This is a genomic window from Peribacillus sp. B-H-3 (assembly GCF_048572925.1).
Taxonomy (GTDB): domain Bacteria; phylum Bacillota; class Bacilli; order Bacillales; family DSM-1321; genus Peribacillus.
This window is the reverse complement of the sequence record NZ_CP183879.1, coordinates 206,731-225,824: the sequence shown is the minus strand read 5'-3', so window position 1 is coordinate 225,824 and position 19,094 is coordinate 206,731. Positions and strand designations below refer to the sequence as shown.

General features: G+C 44.1%; 12 protein-coding genes and 1 pseudogene. 11 read left to right on the top strand and 2 right to left on the bottom strand.

The features are described 5' to 3' along the window. Positions 1-24: 24 nt before the first annotated feature. Positions 25-1,230 carry a cardiolipin synthase gene (cls, locus tag ACN6MY_RS00955; protein WP_419882421.1) on the bottom strand — a complete coding sequence of 402 codons (1,206 nt, stop codon included), beginning with the start codon at positions 1,228-1,230 and terminating at the stop codon, positions 25-27. 274 nt (positions 1,231-1,504) lie between these two features. On the opposite strand from cls, the gene ACN6MY_RS00950 reads away from it, so the two are divergent. The 9 genes and pseudogenes from ACN6MY_RS00950 to ACN6MY_RS00910 all read left to right on the top strand — a co-directional run bounded on the left by ACN6MY_RS00950 (position 1,505) and on the right by ACN6MY_RS00910 (position 15,996). Beyond that, positions 1,505-3,619, top strand: coding sequence for a (Fe-S)-binding protein (locus ACN6MY_RS00950; RefSeq protein WP_419882420.1), 2,115 nt, complete (start codon positions 1,505-1,507; stop codon positions 3,617-3,619). Between the two features lie 884 nt (positions 3,620-4,503). Further along, positions 4,504-5,691, top strand: coding sequence for an acetyl-CoA C-acetyltransferase (locus ACN6MY_RS00945; protein ID WP_419882419.1), 1,188 nt, complete (start codon positions 4,504-4,506; stop codon positions 5,689-5,691). A gap of 69 nt (positions 5,692-5,760) precedes the next feature. Next, complete coding sequence (locus ACN6MY_RS00940; protein ID WP_419882418.1) at positions 5,761-6,621, top strand: 3-hydroxybutyryl-CoA dehydrogenase; 861 nt, start codon at positions 5,761-5,763, stop codon at positions 6,619-6,621. A 24-nt stretch (positions 6,622-6,645) separates the two neighbouring features. Then, a complete protein-coding gene (locus ACN6MY_RS00935) occupies positions 6,646-7,776 on the top strand; it encodes an acyl-CoA dehydrogenase (protein ID WP_419882417.1) in 1,131 nt (376 codons plus the stop codon). 43 nt (positions 7,777-7,819) lie between these two features. Then, complete coding sequence (locus ACN6MY_RS00930) at positions 7,820-8,959, top strand: acyl-CoA dehydrogenase (protein WP_419882416.1); 1,140 nt, start codon at positions 7,820-7,822, stop codon at positions 8,957-8,959. A gap of 134 nt (positions 8,960-9,093) precedes the next feature. After that, the gene (locus ACN6MY_RS00925) at positions 9,094-9,774 is read left to right on the top strand and encodes a TetR family transcriptional regulator (RefSeq protein WP_419882415.1); all 681 of its coding nucleotides are present in this window, start codon (positions 9,094-9,096) and stop codon (positions 9,772-9,774) included. Continuing rightward, positions 9,752-13,018, top strand: a complete 3,267-nt coding sequence (icmF, locus tag ACN6MY_RS00920; RefSeq protein WP_419882414.1) for a fused isobutyryl-CoA mutase/GTPase IcmF — start codon at positions 9,752-9,754, stop codon at positions 13,016-13,018. Before ACN6MY_RS00925 ends, icmF begins: the two co-directional genes overlap by 23 nt. 473 nt (positions 13,019-13,491) lie before the next feature. After that, a pseudogene (gene rpoE / locus ACN6MY_RS00915) lies at positions 13,492-14,076 on the top strand (DNA-directed RNA polymerase subunit delta). A 315-nt stretch (positions 14,077-14,391) separates the two neighbouring features. Continuing rightward, the gene (locus ACN6MY_RS00910; protein WP_419884272.1) at positions 14,392-15,996 is read left to right on the top strand and encodes a CTP synthase; all 1,605 of its coding nucleotides are present in this window, start codon (positions 14,392-14,394) and stop codon (positions 15,994-15,996) included. A 345-nt stretch (positions 15,997-16,341) separates the two neighbouring features. Here the strand turns inward: ACN6MY_RS00910 and ACN6MY_RS00905 are convergent, their stop codons facing one another. Beyond that, on the bottom strand, positions 16,342-16,878 hold the full coding sequence (locus tag ACN6MY_RS00905) for a DUF2529 domain-containing protein (protein WP_419882413.1): 537 nt from the start codon (positions 16,876-16,878) through the stop codon (positions 16,342-16,344). A gap of 577 nt (positions 16,879-17,455) precedes the next feature. Between ACN6MY_RS00905 and ACN6MY_RS00900 the strand changes: the two genes are divergently transcribed. Together ACN6MY_RS00900 and ACN6MY_RS00895 are read left to right on the top strand one after the other, a co-directional pair. After that, entirely contained in the window at positions 17,456-17,827 is a 372-nt protein-coding gene (locus tag ACN6MY_RS00900) for a response regulator (RefSeq protein ID WP_071351064.1), read from the top strand. 262 nt (positions 17,828-18,089) lie between these two features. Next, positions 18,090-18,947: a class II fructose-bisphosphate aldolase gene (locus ACN6MY_RS00895; RefSeq protein WP_419882412.1), complete on the top strand. Its 858-nt coding sequence runs from the start codon at positions 18,090-18,092 to the stop codon at positions 18,945-18,947. The last annotated feature ends 147 nt before the right edge of the window (positions 18,948-19,094 follow it).

Below are 19,094 nucleotides of genomic sequence, written 5' to 3'. Positions count from 1 at the left end.
GTCCTCCTTACAGGCAGCAGCTTGTCACAGAAATGGGGAGAGCAGTGCCGCAATCCGTTCTTTAATTTTAATGAAAATTCCCGTATTCGCCAGCAATTCTTCTGTCAATGGCCGTGATTGCTGTATATCTTCTTCAAGCAGGTTTCGGACGGTCGTAATAAATGTCTTATCGTAAATAAGGCAGTTCATTTCCTGATTGAGAAATAGGCTCCTTTTATCGAAATTCGCGGTGCCGATATCACAGATTGTATCATCAGCTAACAGGATTTTTGAATGGTAAAACCCTCTCTGATATTGATAAATGTGTGCTCCTTCATTCAGCAGCACTCTAAAATAGCGGTAGGCTGCTTCTTTTACAAAAAGGTGATCTGCATTTTTGGGCACGATGATTGTTACCTTTATACCCTTAGCAAGGACTTCTCTTAAACCTGTTAATACTCTTTTGCTCGGTATAAAGTAGGGAGTGCCGATAATTATATGTTTTTTTGCAGAGTTGAAAATTTTCAGAATCAGCTCTTCAAGACCAGCTCCATTGGTTGAAACAAACTGGTGCAGGCATTCTCCTTTGGCAAGCATGGGAAAGTAGGCTTCGCGTTTTGTTATGTTCTCTTTGGCGGAAATTTCCCAGTCCTTCAGAAACTGTGTCTGCAGATCCTGCACACCCTCCCCAGTGATCTTTATATGATAATCTCTCCAAGGAGATAATTTGGGGTTGCCGTTCATGTACTCCTTGCCGATGTTAAATCCCCCAAGGTAGCCGGTTTTTCCGTCAATGATGGTTATTTTCCTGTGGTTGCGGGTCTGTGATGAGTAAACAATGAAAGGAAATTGCGGAACCGCTGCGAAAGAAACATGGACCCCCATTATCCGCAGATCATGAATAAGCAGATGGCTGATATCTTTGCTTCCGATACGGTCAAGCAATAGCCGGACCTCGATGCCGGTTTCCGCTTTTTCCATAAGCAGCCGGAGGAAATCCATGCTGAATGCATCCTTTTTGACCGTAAAAAATTGAATATGAATGCTTTTCTGGGCTTGCCTGATATCTTCAAAGAAATCGCCGAAAAAAGATGGGCCATTTGAATATATGGAAAAACTGCTGTGGCGGAAAGGGAATTTTTCTGCGGTTTTGCCGCATGCCGCATGCTTTCTTCTGCCCAAATTAAAATCTGCTGCCAGCCAGCTGAGGATTCCTATCAGCAAAAGCAAGGCCATTCCAAGTTTTTTCATAAAAACATCTCCTCGAATCCCGGAATATTATAAGGTTAGTTTGCTCAGTGGCATGATGCCTAATCCCCGTTAAATAAACACAGGTGAGGATTGTTAAGATGAAGGTGATTAACCATGATAAGTTTTTGGAAAAAAAGTCTGTAATATTGAAAAGAATTCGTTGACTGAATGCTCATTCATTATATAATGGAATTAACCAATATCAGAAAAATTTTACTGTTTCAACTATTTTGGCGGCAGGAGTGCCAGCATTCAACAAAGGAGGGCGCAAACATTGAATACGTTGCTTTGGATTAACTTAATCGCATTCATTCTTGTAACCGCTTACGCAGTCAGCTTGTTTGTTTACTTGATCAAAACGAGAATTGCTTATATTAAGCTCGGGAAAAAAGTGGAATTCGATAACCGCGTCAAAGAAAGACTGGAGAAAATATGGGTATATGTATTTGGCCAAAAGAAGCTCTTGAAGGATAAGAAAAGCGGAGCGATCCATGTGATGTTTTTCTATGGATTCATTTTGGTTCAGTTTGGTGCGATTGATTTTATTATCAAGGGAATTTCCCCCGGATCGCATTTGCCATTTGGGCCAGTATATCCAGCTTTTACGTTTTTTCAGGAAATTGTAACGCTTGTCATTCTTGTTGCAGTGGTATGGGCTTTTTACCGCAGATATATTGAGAAGCTTGTCCGCTTGAAAAGGGGCTTTAAGGCAGGTCTCGTATTGATTTTCATCGGCGGGCTTATGGTATCTGTCCTTCTTGGAAACGGTATGGGCCTAATCTGGCACAATGAAGCTGCTTCCTGGTCTGAACCTGTTGCCTCAGGCATTGCAGCTCTAACCAGATGGATGGGACATTCAGCTGCTATCACCGTTTTCTATATAGCCTGGTGGATGCATTTAATCTTTTTATTATCCTTCCTGGTTTATGTTCCTCAGTCCAAGCACGCGCATTTGATTGCCGGACCGGCGAATGTTTATCTGAATCGCATGGATAACCCGGGCAAGTTAAAGGCGGTAGATTTTGAAGATGAGTCACAGGAGTCATTTGGTGCAGGAAGAATTGAAGATTTTACTCAATACCAATTAATTGATCTTTATGCTTGTGTGGAATGCGGGCGCTGTACAAATATGTGTCCGGCAACCGGCACAGGCAAGATGCTGTCGCCAATGGATATCATTATAAAAATGCGCGACCATTTAACCAACACAGGCGCAGTGGTTACAGCTAAGCAGCCATGGGTTCCGTCCTTTGTATTCGGACATACAAAGGGAAATCAGCTGGCCCTTGCCGGAGCCCAGGAAGGTGTCCAGGAGTCTGCTGCTGCAACGGAGATTTATAACCCGAGTCTGATAGGGGAAGTCATTACCGAAGAAGAGCTTTGGGCATGCACGACCTGCCGGAATTGCGAAGATCAGTGTCCGGTCATGAACGAGCATGTTGATAAAATCATCGATATGCGCCGCTATCTGGTGCTTACGGAAGGAAAAATGAACCCTGATGCACAGCGCGCCATGCAGAATATTGAGCGCCAGGGCAACCCATGGGGATTGAACCGCAAGGAAAAAGAAGACTGGAGAGAAATAAGGGACGATGTCCATATTCCAACAGTCAAAGAGATGAAAAAGGCTGATGAGGAGTTTGAGTACCTGTTCTGGGTTGGTTCAATGGGCTCTTACGACAACCGCAGCCAAAAGATTGCCTTGTCTTTTGCAAGATTGCTCAATGAGGCGGGTGTGAAGTTTGCCATTCTCGGCAACAAGGAGAAAAACTCTGGAGATACGCCTCGCCGGCTGGGCAATGAATTCATCTTCCAGGAGCTTGCTGCCAAAAACATCGAGGAGTTCCAGAAGAATGAAGTGAAGAAGATCGTAACCATCGATCCTCATGCTTATAATATCTTTAAAAACGAATACCCTGACTTTGGACTTGAGGCGGAAGTGTATCACCATACCGAGCTTTTGGCACAGCTTGTCAAGGACGGTCTTCTTACTCCAAAGCATGCGGTAAATGAAACCATCACGTTCCATGACTCGTGTTACCTTGGCCGCTACAATGAGGTTTATGATGCCCCAAGGGATATCTTGAAATCCATTCCTGGCGTTAAGCTTGTCGAGATGGAACGAAACCGTGAAAAAGGAATGTGCTGCGGAGCGGGCGGCGGCTTGATGTGGATGGAAGAGGAAACCGGGAATCGCATCAATGTAGCCCGAACTGAGCAGGCACTCCAAGTGAACCCATCTGTCATCAGCTCCGGCTGCCCTTACTGCCTGACGATGATTACAGATGGTACAAAAGCGAAGGAAGTAGAAGAAAACGTAAAAACGTATGATGTTGCAGAGTTATTGGAGAAATCCGTAATCGGCGAAGGAAAAAGCATGGCGTCTTAATTACAGGCAGTCACAATATTTGAATACAAGATGAAGGCCTGTTTCTAAAAATAATATTTTTATTTTGGAAGCAGGCCTTTTGTTTTGTTTAATCCAGCTCCGGCGCCTAGCTCGCTGTGCAAAAGACGTTTTTACCACAGAAGGCAAAAAGCGCCTTCCATGGTAAAAACCCTATTTGCTTCGCGAGCTGACCAAGGCGCCTGTGCTTTTTAATTAATCCAGCTCCTGCGCCTAGCCTCTCGAGGTCATAAGTCACCTCAGAATTGAAGGCAAAGAGAACCTTCTATTCTGAGGCGTCTTATGCTGGTCGAGGCTCCCAAGGCGCTTACGCTTTTTATGTAATCCAGCTTCAGCGCCTAGCTTGCTGAGGCCTGCAGGATGCAGGTCATGAAGGCGTTTCTGCAGGACGCAGAGTACTTAGCCTTCGTTCCTTGATTCGTTTGTCCTCAGAAGGCAAAGAACCGCCTTCTAAGGCCAAAACCCTATTTGCTTATGCCCCCAGGATGGGGGTCACAAAAGCATTGCCGCAGGATGCGGCGTTCTTAGTCTTTGATCCTATGATCAAGGCGCTTGCGCTTTTTAATCCAGCTCCAGCGCCTAGCCTATCGAGGTCATAAGTCACCTCAGAATGGAAGGCAAAGAGCACCTTCTATTCTGAGGCGTCTTATGCTGGTCGAGGCTCCCAAGGCGCTTGCGCTTTTTGTTACTTTATTATTTAAATTTTTCTTTATATTGTGTAAACTGTAGTAAAGCGCTTACATTCGAGGATGTTTTTTTGGCTGGATTTCGAGCGAGCGTTCAGTCAATGATTGCTAATCGGCATATCTATGAATTTTCGGATGGATGAGAAAAAAACTGGATTGAAATTAGAGGAGGAGCCCATTATGGCTAAAACAGTTATTGTCAGCGGAGTGAGAACACCATTTGGAAAGTTTGGCGGAGGATTAAGCAGCTTTACAGCATCGGAGCTTGGAGGATTTGCCATTAAAGAGGCGTTGGAGCGCGCCGGGATTTCAGGCAGCCAGGTAGACGAAGTAATCATGGGGAATGTTCTTCAGGCAGGACAGGGGCAAATTCCTTCCAGGCAGGCAGCCAAGCATGCAGGCATTCCTTGGGAAGTTAAAACAGAAACGATCAATAAGGTGTGTGCATCAGGACTAAGAAGCGTGACGCTTGCAGATCAGATTATCCGTCTTGGAGATGAAGAGATTATTGTGGCAGGCGGCATGGAATCCATGAGCAATGCGCCGTATTTCCTTCCGAAAGCCAGATGGGGACTTCGAATGGGGGATGCCCCTTTAAAGGATTTGATGATTCATGACGGACTTAGCTGCAGCTTTACGGGAGTCCACATGGGCACCTACGGAAACAGCACGGCGGAAGAACTTGAACTGACAAGAGAGGAACAGGATGATTGGTCATATAGAAGCCATCAAAGGGCCATTTCTGCAATAGAAGGGGGAATCTTCGCAGAGGAAATTGTCCCTGTAACAGTTCCTGTCAGAAAGGGAGAGCCGGTTATCGTCGAACATGATGAAGCACCCCGCAGAGATACCTCTGTTGAAAAGCTTGCGAAGCTTGGGCCAGCATTTAATAACGAAGGCAGCATAACAGCCGGAAATGCTCCGGGAGTGAATGACGGTGCCGGGGCGCTTGTTTTGATGAGTGAGGAACGTGCCCAAAAAGAAGGGAAAAAGCCAGAGGCATATATTATCGGCCATGCCGAGGTAGCTGTTGAAGCAAAGGATTTTCCAAAAACTCCTGGGTTGGTTATTAACGCCATTCTAGAAAAAACAGGGAAGAAATTAGAGGAAATTGACCTTTTTGAAATAAATGAAGCATTTGCCGCAGTGGCTCTTGCAAGCGGAAAGCTGGCTGGCACAGATCCTGAAAAAGTCAATGTGAATGGCGGGGCAGTAGCGCTTGGGCATCCAATTGGAGCAAGCGGAGCAAGAATTATCATTACCTTGATGCATGAATTAAAACGCCGGGGCGGCGGAATTGGAATAGCGGCAATCTGCAGCGGAGGCGGGCAGGGAGATGCCATTATGATCGAGGTCCCGAAAGGCTGATTGTAAGCATAATTGAACGATTATAAGCTGCATGTATTTAAATCAACTCGTCTTTAAGGAGGCATATCCATGAATATTAATAAAGTTATGGTGATAGGGGCTGGGCAAATGGGAGCCGGAATTGCTCAGGTCTTTGCCATGAGCGGCTATCAAGTGATTCTGCATGATCTGAAGCCTGAGTTTGCAGAAAAAGGCTTATCAGTTATCGAAAAAAACCTGACTCGCCAAACCTCAAAAGGGAAAATGACAGAGGAAGATAGAGAAAAGGCGCTATCCCGCCTTGAACTGTCCTCAGATCTGCAAAATGCGCAGCATGCGGATCTCGTAATAGAGGCAGCCGTTGAGAATATGGACATCAAGTCAAAGCTTTTCTCAGAACTGGATAGAATTGCTCCAGAGCATGCGATTTTAGCTACTAATACATCATCCCTTCCGATTACTGAAATTGCTGCTGCCACAACAAGGCCGGAGAAGGTAATCGGCATGCATTTCATGAATCCTGTCCCTGTTATGAAGCTCGTGGAAATCATCCGCGGCCTGGCTACTGCAGATGATGTCTACACACTTATTCATGAAACATCACTATCGTTAAACAAGGTTCCTGTTGAAGTGAATGACTTTCCGGGATTTGTTTCCAACAGGATCTTGATGCCGATGATCAATGAAGCGGTTTACACCCTATATGAAGGCGTCGCAACAAAAGAGGCGATCGATGATGTGATGAAGCTTGGAATGAACCATCCGATGGGACCGCTTACACTCGCTGACTTTATTGGATTAGATACCTGTTTATATATCATGGAGACTTTGCATGAAGGGTTTGGGGATGACAAATACCGTCCTTGCCCGCTGCTGAGGAAATATGTAAAAGCAGGATGGCTTGGCAAAAAAACAGGCCGCGGTTTTTATAACTATAACGAACAGACATAGAGTTTGCATCTGAGGGAGGCACGTATGAACTTTCAATTAAATGAAGAACAAAACATGATGCGGAAAATGGTGCGGGATTTTGCTAAAAAGGAAATCGAGCCGTTTATAGAGGAAATGGAAGCGGGTGTGTTTCCAAGATCAATCGTTAAAAGAATGGGTGAGCTAGGCCTGATGGGGATTCCAATTCCAGAAGAATATGGCGGGGCAGGAATGGATTATATGTCGTACATCATTGCGATTCATGAAATCTCCAAGGTAAGCCCTACAGTCGGTGTTATTCTTTCCGTCCATACCTCTGTAGGAACGAATCCGATTCTCTATTTTGGCACAGACGAGCAAAAGAAAAGATTCGTTCCAAAGCTTGCTTCCGGGGAATATCTAGGCGCGTTTGCTTTGACTGAGCCAAGTGCCGGATCTGATGCAGCCAACCTGAAGACGCGGGCGTTAAAAGAAGACGGCCATTACAGGCTTAACGGCTCCAAGGTATTTATTACAAATGGCGGGGAAGCTGACATTTACATTATTTTTGCCTCAACCAGCCCTTCAGATAAAAGCAGGGGAATTTCAGCATTCATTGTAGAAAAAGACACACCAGGGCTAATCATCGGCAAAGATGAACATAAAATGGGACTGCTTGGCTCAAGGACTGTCCAGCTTACATTTGAAGATATGAGAGTGCCTGCAGGTAATATGCTTGGGGATGAGGGCGACGGCTATAAGATTGCCATGGCCAATCTGAATGCAGGGAGAATCGGCATTGCCACCCAAGCACTCGGCATTGCTGAGGGGGCATACGAATATGCAGTTCAGTATGCGAAAGAGCGTGTGCAGTTCGGAAAACCAATTTCCTATCTTCAAGGAGTGGGCTTTAAGCTTGCAGAAATGGCCACAAGTGTTGAAGCGGCCAGGCTGCTTGTTTATCATGCAGCATATCTAAGGTCCCAAGGGCTGCCGTGCGGAAAAGAAGCCTCCATGGCCAAGCTTTTTGCATCCAGAACAGCAGTGGAGGTTACAAGCGAGGCTGTTCAGGTATATGGAGGTTACGGCTATACAAAGGATTATCCGGTTGAAAGATACTTCCGGGACGCTAAAATCACAGAAATCTATGAAGGCACCAGTGAAATACAGCGGATTGTGATCAGCAAGCACCTATAAAACAGTGACTGAAAATGAAAATATGATAATGGGGGACTTTTAGATGCAATTCAAACTAACAGAAGAACATGAAATGATTCGTAAAATGGTACGTGATTTTGCAAGGAATGAAGTGGCCCCGACAGCGGCAGAACGTGATGAAGAAGAAAGATTCGATCGTGAAATTTTTGATAAAATGGCCGAACTGGGATTGACAGGCATTCCATGGCCGGAGGAATACGGCGGCATAGGCAGTGACTTTCTCGCCTATTGCATTGCAGTTGAAGAACTTTCGCGCGTCTGTGCATCTACAGGGGTGACTCTATCAGCACATACGTCGCTTGCTGGATGGCCAATCTATAAATTCGGTTCTGAAGAACAAAAACAAAAATATCTCCGTCCTATGGCACAGGGAGAAAAAATCGGTGCTTACGGACTGACAGAGCCAGGCTCAGGCTCGGATGCAGGCGGCATGAGAACGACTGCCAGGCTGGATGGAGACCATTATGTCCTCAATGGATCGAAAATTTTTATCACAAATGGCGGCATTGCCGATACCTATGTGGTGTTTGCCCTGACTGATCCGGCATCCAAACAAAAAGGCACGAGTGCTTTTATCGTGGAAAAAGATTTTGCAGGATTCAGTGTCGGCAAAAAAGAAAAGAAACTCGGCATTCGTTCATCACCGACGACTGAAATTATTTTTGAAGATTGCAGAGTGCCGAAGGAGAACCTCCTTGGAAAAGAAGGAGAAGGCTTTAAAATTGCAATGATGACCCTTGATGGAGGAAGAAACGGAATTGCTGCCCAAGCGGTCGGAATAGCTCAAGGGGCATTAGATGCAGCCGTCGATTACGCAAAGGAACGCGAGCAATTTGGCAAGCCGATTGCAGCACAGCAGGGGATTGGCTTTAAGCTTGCAGAAATGGCCACGAGCGTTGAAGCGTCAAGGCTCTTGACATACCAGGCTGCATGGCTTGAATCCGCTGGGCTTCCTTACGGAAAGGAATCGGCTATGTCTAAATTATTTGCCGGTGATGCGGCCATGAAAGTTACCACGGAAGCGGTCCAGGTGTTCGGCGGCTACGGCTATACGAAAGACTATCCGGTAGAACGCTATATGAGAGATGCGAAAATCACCCAAATCTATGAAGGCACTCAAGAAATTCAAAAGCTTGTTATCTCAAGAATGATCACAAAATAACATCCATTTTAAGTGAAACTTCTGCAAGCGGAAGTTTCACTGCTTAGCTAATGTTGCATGTTTAACGCCTTGGAGATTCATTTTAGGCCGTTTTTAGAGAAAGAGGCATCTATCAAGGCTGAAGGTGGTGCTGTATGAAAAAGAGAGAAGTTCATGCCTCTGTCAAAGATGAGCGCCTCGTCAGTATGAGACGAAATCAAATGATCAAGGGCGCCGTAACACTGTTTAAGGAAAAAGGATTTCACAGGACCACAACGCGTGAAATTGCAAAAGCGTCCGGTTTTAGCATCGGCACTCTTTACGAGTACATAAGGACAAAGGAAGATGTGCTGTATCTTGTATGCGATTTTATCTACGATGAGGTCAAAGAAAGGCTGCAAAAGGAATTGGAATATAATAGCGGCACCATTGAAAGCCTGAAGCGGACAATTTCTTATTTTTTTCAAGTGATGGATGATATGCAGGATGAAGTTCTTGTGATGTATCAAGAGGTTAAATCCTTAACAAAGGATGCGCTGCCATATGTTCTGAATAAGGAGCTTGAGATGGTGGGGATGTTTGAGAAGGTCATTACCCGTTGTGTGGACAATGGCGAGCTTCAATTATCGGAGCAGCAAATAAAAATCGTTTCCCACAACATATTTGTACAGGGCCAAATGTGGAGTTTCCGGAGATGGGCTCTCCATAAAATGTTTTCGTTAGAGGAGTACATTGAACTTCAGACTGAAATGCTGATCAAGGGTTTATTTTTAAAAAATGCAGATTCTGACTTTTACCCTAAGGAGGGGCAAAATGAGCACAGTGGAAGCTTATAAACCAAAAAATCATATTCGTTTTGTCACGGCCTCGAGTTTATTTGATGGTCATGATGCTTCAATTAACATCATGAGAAGAATCCTTCAATCAAGCGGGGCGGAGGTCATCCATCTTGGACATAACCGTTCTGTTGAAGAGGTGGTAAGCGCCGCCATCCAGGAAGATGTGCAGGGCATTGCCATGTCTTCCTACCAAGGCGGGCATGTTGAGTATTTTAAATATATGTATGACCTTCTAAAAGAGCGGGGAGCCTCGCATATCCGCATCTATGGAGGAGGCGGAGGCGTTATCATTCCCCGTGAAATCCATGAACTTCATGAATATGGGATTGCCCGTATTTTTTCGCCGGAGGATGGAAGGACAAACGGGCTTCAGGGCATGATTAATAAAATGCTTGAGGAATGCGACTTCCCGACAGTCAATACTTCTATTTCCGGACAGCTGGATGAACTTAAATCAGGCAATACAGGGGCTGTAGCCAGGTTTATAACACTCGCTGAAAACCGGCTGGATGCCGCTGATGAAACAGCAGCAGCTGCTGAAGGTCTTCTTGAGCAAATTAAGAATGCAGCTAATCAAGTACCCGTTATCGGTATTACAGGAACAGGCGGTGCCGGAAAAAGTTCATTAACGGATGAACTGATCCGCAGGTTCATTAATGAGATTCCCGAGAAAACCGTAGCTATCCTCTCCATTGATCCAACCAAGCAAAAAACCGGCGGAGCACTACTTGGCGACCGCATCCGCATGAATGCTATTTTCTCAAACCGGGTTTATATGAGAAGTCTTGCAACACGCCATTCCAAAAGCGAGCTTTCCCTTGCCATCAGGGATGCCATTTCAGTAGTAAAAGCGGCAGGCTATGATCTGGTTATCGTAGAGACGAGCGGTATCGGCCAGGGTGACGCGGAAATAGCAGAAATTTGCGATGTTTCATTGTATGTGATGACAAGTGAGTTTGGGGCGCCTTCTCAGCTTGAAAAAATCGACATGATTGATTATGCTGATTTAATTGTCATTAATAAGTATGAGCGCAAAGGATCCGAAGATGCGAAAAGCCAGGTTCAGAAGCAATATCAGAGAAGCCATGTGCTTTTTGATGAAGATCCTGGCCGGATGCCTGTTTATGGGACCATTGCTTCACAGTTTAATGATGCAGGCACCAACGCACTGTTTGCTGCATTGGTGGAAAAGGTAAATGAAAAAACGGGAACAAATTGGGGCACATCTTTCTCCAAGGATGCTGATGTTCAAAAGCAGAACATGATTATTCCAAATGACCGAAGATATTATCTGCGTGAAATTGCTGAAGCAGTAAGGAACTATCATAAGCAGTCACAGCTGCAGTCGCAGGTGGCGAGACGGATTTTTCAGCTGGAAGGTGCCATTGCTGCGGTTAGAGAGCAGGGAAACAGTGAAAGTATCATTCAATCTCTGGAATCACTAAAAGAAGAGACGGTTTCGGGACTTAGTGCTGAATCAAGGAGAATCCTCAAGGAATGGCCATCGTTTAAAGAAAAGTATTCCGGTGACCGCCTGGTTACGAAGATCCGTGACAAGGAAATTGTCACAGAGCTAAAAACAAAAAGCCTTTCAGGTCTCCTTATTTCAAAAGTTTCTCTTCCGCGCTATGCAGATTATGGCGAAATTCTGAGCTGGGTGTACCGTGAAAATGTGCCTGGCTATTTCCCTTATACTGCGGGTGTATTTCCGTTTAAACGAGAGGGAGAGGATCCGAAGAGGCAGTTTGCCGGCGAAGGCTCTCCGGACCGGACCAACAAACGGTTCCACTATCTTTCAAAGGATGACAATGCAAAAAGGCTAAGCACAGCATTTGATTCTGTAACGCTTTACGGAGAGGACCCGGATTACCGGCCTGATATTTACGGAAAGGTTGGAGAAAGCGGAGTCAGCATCTGTACACTGGATGATATGAAAAAGCTCTATGCAGGATTTGACCTGTGCCATCCTTCAACTTCGGTATCCATGACCATCAACGGCCCGGCACCAATCATTCTGGCCATGTACATGAATACGGCTATTGAGCAGCAGGTGCAGAAGAAAGAGGATGAGCTTGGGCGGAAGCTGACAGAAACGGAATTTGCAGAGGTGAAGGCCTTCACGCTTCAAACAGTCAGAGGGACAGTCCAGGCAGATATCCTGAAGGAAGATCAGGGGCAAAACACATGTATCTTCTCTACTGAATTTGCGCTGAGGATGATGGGAGATATCCAGGAATACTTTATCAATCAGAAAGTGCGGAATTATTATTCTGTCTCTATTTCCGGCTATCATATTGCTGAAGCAGGCGCAAACCCGATATCCCAATTGGCCTTTACACTGGCAAATGGATTTACGTATGTGGAATATTACTTAAGCAGAGGCATGAATATTGATGACTTTGCTCCAAATCTATCATTCTTCTTTTCAAACGGCCTTGATCCGGAATACAGTGTAATCGGCCGTGTGGCGCGCAGAATCTGGGCTACAGTGATGAAGAATAAATACGGAGCGAATGAGCGGAGCCAGAAGCTGAAATATCATATCCAGACCTCTGGGCGTTCCCTGCATGCTCAGGAGATTGATTTCAACGATATCAGAACCACTCTCCAGGCTCTGATGGCCCTTCAGGACAATTGTAATTCACTTCATACAAATGCTTATGATGAAGCCATTACAACTCCTACAGAGGAATCAGTGCGGCGGGCGATGGCAATCCAGATGATCATTACAAAAGAGCTTGGCCTGTCCAAAAATGAAAACCCGCTTCAGGGATCATTTATCATGGAAGAGCTGACAGATCTGGTGGAAGAGGCCGTGCTTCAGGAATTTGACCGGATCAATGATAGAGGCGGAGTTCTTGGGGCGATGGAGACCCAATATCAGCGCGGGAAAATTCAGGATGAATCCATGCATTATGAAATGAAAAAGCATTCCGGAGAACTTCCGATCATCGGGGTGAACACCTATCTCAATCCAAATCCTCCGTCTGAAGAAGCGATGAACAGCATGGAAATTGCCCGTGCGACGCGGGAGGAAAAGGAAATGCAAATCACCAATTTGCGTAATTTCCAAAATGCAAACAGCAGCCAGTGTGAAGAGTCGATAAAAAGATTGAAAGCAGCTGCCGTACAGGGCAAGAATATCTTTGCCGAATTGATGGATTGCGTAAAAACAGCAAGCCTTGGCCAAATCACGCATGCCCTCTATGAGGTTGGCGGTCAGTACAGAAGGAATATGTAAAAAAGCCATGGAAGCAGAAAATGGACATCTGCAGCTAAAATCATCAAGTAATTCCAGATAAAACCATATCGATAGAAAAAGCAATGGAAATAGAATTTCCATTGCTTTTTTTTAGACTCTATTAATGTTCTATGTGATTTTTGCCATTGCTGATTTACCCGCCTTGGGTGCAGGCTCCTGCAGCGAAAATAATTACAAGAGGTGCGGAGCCTTACTTATAAAAACCTGGCGATGAGGCAAGAATGAAGATTCAGCATAAACAATTTGGATGGAATGAAGGATATTGTCCCCATTTAAAGGTGCGGAAAATCACTGAAAGATTAAGATAGAACTAGCATAAACACGATTATATTGTTTATAATGATAAATATGCCTTGAAAATGGGCGAAGAATGGCAGAAATTATATCTTGTATATTATTTTTTTATGCAGAAAACATATAGGCTGTTGGAATAGAGAAAGGACGTGCTGGTTTTGAGTTTGAAAAATTTCACAAAAGAGCAAATAAAAGAAATGTCTTTAATAGAAATGACTTATGAATTGCTTGTTGAAAAAAATGGACCATTATCTTTTTCAGATATTATGGCAGAGCTGACTGCTCTTCAAGGAATGAGCAAAGCTGAGAAAGAACGCAGGATTTCACAATTTTATACAGATTTGAATGTGGATGGCCGCTTTACATCACTTGGAGACTACCGCTAGGGATTGAAAACCTGGTATCCATTCGACCAGATTGAAGAGGAAGTCGTCCATACAGCTAAGCCTAAGAAGAAAAAAGGCAAAAAAGCTGCAGTTGCAGATGATGACTTCGAAGAGCTTGAGGATGAAGATCTGGACTTTGAAGAAGATATTGATGATTTAGACGAAGATGAAGATGATCTTCTGGATGATGGCCTCGATGAGGATGAAGATGACGATCTTTTAGAAGATGATGATGAAGATGAAGAAGATATTGATGAAGACATTATTGAAGATGAAGAGTTTGATATCGACGAAGATGATGAAGAAGACCAGGATGAAGACGAAGAAGATTTGGATGATAAGGAAAAAGAAAAATAAGAAGTGCTTGACTTTTATCATCGAAATTTGTAGAATCATTTTTGGGCTCCTTAAAAAAGGACACGTTGATAAATTATACCGCTCCCTTACTTTTGTAAGCGGAGCGTTTTTGTTTTTCAAAATAAGATAAGCAGAAATAGCAGGGATAAACAAATGATGGATGAATGACTGATACATTCAAAAAACATCATTTTTTTGTTTTTTAGAAATGAATTCTCTTTTTATGGAAAAACTATTTGAGAATTCATAATCGGTTTCTTTAGGACAGTCTTTTTGGGACAGGCAATCATTGAAAAACTTGAAGGGGGATATATGATGACAAAATATATTTTTGTTACAGGCGGAGTAGTTTCTTCCCTGGGAAAAGGAATTACAGCAGCTTCATTAGGAAGATTATTAAAAAATAGAGGGCTAAATGTTACGATCCAGAAATTCGATCCATACATTAACGTAGACCCTGGGACAATGAGCCCTTATCAGCATGGAGAGGTATTCGTAACCGACGATGGCGCTGAAACAGATTTGGATCTTGGCCATTATGAAAGGTTTATCGATATCAACCTTGGAAAGCACAGCAATGTAACGACAGGTAAAATCTACTCTACGGTTCTTAGAAAAGAGCGGAGGGGAGATTATTTAGGAGGAACGGTCCAGGTTATCCCCCACATTACAAATGAAATCAAAGACCGTGTTTTCCGTGCCGGGCATGAAACAAATGCAGACGTTGTAATCACAGAAATCGGCGGAACAGTCGGAGATATCGAATCCCTGCCATTCCTTGAAGCTATTCGCCAGATCAAGAGTGATATTGGCCGCGATAATGTTATGTACATCCATTGTACGCTTGTTCCTTACATTAAAGCTGCAGGTGAGCTGAAAACAAAGCCGACCCAGCATAGTGTTAAAGAGCTTCGCAGCCTTGGCATTCAGCCAAATATCATTGTGGTTCGTACAGAAATGCCGATTTCACAGGATATGAAGGACAAAATTGCCCTATTCTGTGATATAGACACAAATTCTGTTATTGAATGTGAAGATGCTGATACTCTTTATTCCATCCCGCTTGCACTTCAGCAGCAGAAAATGGACCAGATTGTGTGCGACCACTTGAAGCTGGATTGCCAGGAAGCTGAAATGACAGAGTGGAAGGCGCTAGTTGAAAAAGTGACTTCCCTTTCCAAGACAACTAAAATTGCTCTTGTAGGTAAATACGTTGAGCTGCAGGATGCATACATTTCTGTAGTAGAAGCGTTAAAACATGCTGGTTACACTTTTGATTCAGATATTGATATCAAATGGGTAAATGCGGAAGAAGTGACAAGAGAAAACGTGAACGAACTACTTGGAGATGCTGACGGCATCCTTGTTCCTGGAGGTTTCGGCGACCGGGGAATTGAAGGAAAGATTTCAGCCATCGAGTATGCAAGGATCAATCAGGTTCCATTCCTTGGCATTTGCCTTGGCATGCAGCTGGCATCAGTAGAATATGCCCGCCATGTGCTTGGACTTGAAGGTGCGCATTCAGCGGAAATTAATCTGGAAACACCGGACCCGATCATCGATCTTCTTCCTGAACAAAAGGATGTTGAAGACTTGGGAGGCACCCTTCGTCTTGGATTATATCCATGTAAGTTGACAGAAGGCACTAAAGCTCATGCTGCTTATCAGGACGAAGTAGTTTATGAGCGCCACCGCCACCGTTTTGAATTCAATAACCACTATCGCCAGGCCATGGAAACAGCTGGATTCATTTTCTCTGGAACTAGCCCTGACGGCAGACTAGTGGAAATTATCGAATTGAAGGATCACCCATGGTTTGTGGCATCACAATTCCATCCGGAATTTATCTCACGCCCAACCCGCCCGCAGCCGCTATTCCGCGACTTTGTTGAGGCATCCCTGCAATTCAGGGAAAAATAATCATTCTGACTGATTGACAGTTTAAAAATACCCCTCATCCAGGAAAACACTGGATGAGGGGTATTTTTTTGTTCCGCTATGCAAGGCGCTTGCGCTTTTTATTTAATCCAGCTCCAGCGCCTAGCTCGCTGTGCAAAAGATGTTTTGTCCTCAGAAGGCAAAGGGCGCCTTCTAAGGCCAAACCCTATTTGCTTCGCGAGCTGAACAGGCGCTTGCGCTTTTTATTTAATCCAGCTCCAGCGCCTAGCTCGCTGTGCAAAAGATGTTTTGTCCTCAGAAGGCAAAGGGCGCCTTCTAAGGCCAAAACCCTATTTGCTTCGCGAGCTGAACAGGCGCTTGCGCTTTTTATTCCTCCTCGTACTCTTGTAATATTTCCTCCAGGGTGAATTTAATTCCGTAATAGGCGAAGAGGGCAGCCATTAGTGAAGGGTATCCGTACCTGCCGCCTGTTTCATCAGGGAGGAGCCCTTTTTTGAGTCTTAGATCAACATGAACATCTGTAACTTTCTCTAATGATTGCTCGTCATCTGCTATGATGGAAGAAACGGCTGCAGTTGGGATGTGCTGTTCCCTGAGGGTTTTTGCCAGTGAAAGTGCTTCTGGATCATTGGCATATCTTGTGAAGATGAGTACTCTGTCTTCAATAGTCAGGGCAGGGCTGCCAGATGCCGTATCGTAAGGTTTGGCATGAGGGAAAATTTCAGGTCCATCGAATGCTTCTGCAAGGATTCCTTTCATTTCGCCCGTTCCGTGTATATAAATGGTACCGTCGCCGATGGCAGCTTGAGCGAGCAAACGGGCACTGTCTTCAAAGCTAAAGCTTTCTTCATCCATTAATTTCTTAAATACCCCAGTAAGCTGGGTGGAGAACATTTTAAGCATAGAAAATCTCCTTTAATCTCAATGATGATATTATTATAGAACAAAGGCAATCTTTACGGAAGCGAAGCAGTTTTTATGATTCCTGGAAAATGAAGCTGGAGAACATCCAGCTGAACAAATTTTCATGGCTCCCCCTTCCTGATGAGTTTTAAGTATGTAAAAAGAGTTTACTGCCTCTCTTAATATGGGAAATTGAAAAATAGCTTTATTTTTCAATTTGGGATAGGAGAAAGAAGGAATTTGCTGACATTTGGCGAATTATTGAAAAAGGACTAATACATTAAAAGTAAAATAGCTGGAATTAGCTTCACGTTTTGGCAGCGCGATTTGATGCATAAAAGAAAATAATTGAAGCTAAGGCTGCAAATGAGGTCGTAATTCTTTCAAATAGGCTTTAGGCTTTGTTAGGTTACATTTGTTGATTAAGCGGGTTCGTTTGACTCCTGTGGAAATAGCGCGGCAGGAGAGACCCTGCAGGACCCAAGCTGGAGCTGGCTTGCGCAGCCCCTGATGTCTTGAGCCGGAAGAATCAGCAGGAAAATTTAGCAGAGCCTTCAAATAAGAAAGAGGTGAGAGAATGAAAGGAAAAATATTAATTGTTGACGACCAATTCGGGATTAGAATTTTGCTCAATGAAGTGCTTCATAAAGAGGGCTACGAAACCTTTCAGGCTGCAAATGGAATTCAGGCCCTGGATGTAGTGAATACCCATTCTCCAGATTTGGTGCTATTAGATATGAAAATACCGGGGATGGATGGAATTGAAATTCTGAAGCGTATGAAACAAGTCGATCCTGATATCCGGGTAATCATCATGACTGCTTATGGTGAACTGGATATGATACAGGAAGCGAAGGATCTTGGCGCAATGACACACTTTGCCAAACCTTTTGACATTGATGATATCCGGGCAGCGGTAAGGGAATATCTGCCTGTCAAATCTAATTAATCTTTGCCATTCATCGGGAAATAGAAAATATGCTCAAAGCCCGCGGCTCTCTTTTTATAAGATTGCCGTTTTTTAAGGTTTTTTTCTGAATTTAGCCTCTAATATAACAGTTCAGATTATTTGTTGCTGTTTTGGGATCATCTTGATATGCTTAAGATGGAACGGTATTACTCGGCCGATTGGCGGTGCCGAAAGAAAGCCGGATGTAATATCTAGATAGAATGCTAACTTGCAGGATTAATGACTGGTAGGAGGAAATTACATGCCTTTAGTATCCATGAAAGAAATGCTCAACAAAGCTCTTGAAGAAAAATATGCTGTAGGCCAATTCAATATTAATAACCTTGAATGGACACAAGCAATTTTAGCTGCTGCTGAACAAGAAAAATCTCCTGTAATCCTTGGTGTATCAGAAGGCGCTGCCCGTCATATGGGCGGATTCAAAACAACGGTCATGATGGTTCAAGGCTTACTTGAAGATATGGAAATCACGGTTCCTGTTGCCATTCATCTAGATCATGGTTCAAGCTTCGAAAACTGTAAAAAGGCCATTGATGCAGGCTTTACTTCAGTAATGATAGATGCTTCCCACCATCCAATTGAAGAGAATATCGAAGAGACTAAAAAAGTTGTAGAATATGCACATTCCAAAAATGTTTCAGTAGAAGCTGAGGTAGGAACGGTTGGCGGACAGGAAGACGACATTGTTGCAGATGGAGTCATTTACGCGGACCCGAAAGAATGTGAGGAGCTCGTTAAACAAACCGGAGTTGACTGTTTCGCTCCTGCACTGGGATCTGTTCATGGCCCATATAAGGGTGATCCTAATCTGGGCTTTAAAGAAATGGAAGAAGTGCGGGACTTGACTAATACCCCGCTTGTCCTTCACGGAGGCACAGGCATACCGCTTAAAGACATCCAGAGGGCGATTTCCCTTGGCACCTCAAAAATTAATGTGAATACGGAAAATCAGCTCGTGTTTACACATGCTGTAAGAGAAATATTAACCAAAGATGTGAAGGTTTACGATCCCCGGAAGTATATGGGGCCGGGCCGTGAAGCGATCAAGGAGACCGTTATCGCGAAAATCCGTGAATTCGGTTCTGACGGCAAGGCGTAAATCATTTTATTCCAATTCTCGTATATAGAGCCTCTCCCTTCAAGCCTAGGAATTATTGGCAGCCTCTGCACAATTGCTCCGCATCCGGCAGGAAGGGATGGGCTTTTTTATTTTATGCAATCCCGATAAATGGAAATCCGGCTTCGC

Coding starts and splice junctions, on each gene's coding strand:
- ACN6MY_RS00935 (WP_419882417.1), top strand. CDS start 6,646: ATGAACTTTCAATTAAATGAAGAACAAAACATGATGCGGAAAATGGTG.
- ACN6MY_RS00940 (WP_419882418.1), top strand. CDS start 5,761: ATGAATATTAATAAAGTTATGGTGATAGGGGCTGGGCAAATGGGAGCC.
- ACN6MY_RS00930 (WP_419882416.1), top strand. CDS start 7,820: ATGCAATTCAAACTAACAGAAGAACATGAAATGATTCGTAAAATGGTA.
- ACN6MY_RS00900 (WP_071351064.1), top strand. CDS start 17,456: ATGAAAGGAAAAATATTAATTGTTGACGACCAATTCGGGATTAGAATT.
- cls (WP_419882421.1), bottom strand. CDS start 1,230: ATGAAAAAACTTGGAATGGCCTTGCTTTTGCTGATAGGAATCCTCAGC.
- ACN6MY_RS00905 (WP_419882413.1), bottom strand. CDS start 16,878: ATGCTTAAAATGTTCTCCACCCAGCTTACTGGGGTATTTAAGAAATTA.
- ACN6MY_RS00945 (WP_419882419.1), top strand. CDS start 4,504: ATGGCTAAAACAGTTATTGTCAGCGGAGTGAGAACACCATTTGGAAAG.
- ACN6MY_RS00925 (WP_419882415.1), top strand. CDS start 9,094: ATGAAAAAGAGAGAAGTTCATGCCTCTGTCAAAGATGAGCGCCTCGTC.
- ACN6MY_RS00895 (WP_419882412.1), top strand. CDS start 18,090: ATGCCTTTAGTATCCATGAAAGAAATGCTCAACAAAGCTCTTGAAGAA.
- ACN6MY_RS00910 (WP_419884272.1), top strand. CDS start 14,392: ATGACAAAATATATTTTTGTTACAGGCGGAGTAGTTTCTTCCCTGGGA.
- icmF (WP_419882414.1), top strand. CDS start 9,752: ATGAGCACAGTGGAAGCTTATAAACCAAAAAATCATATTCGTTTTGTC.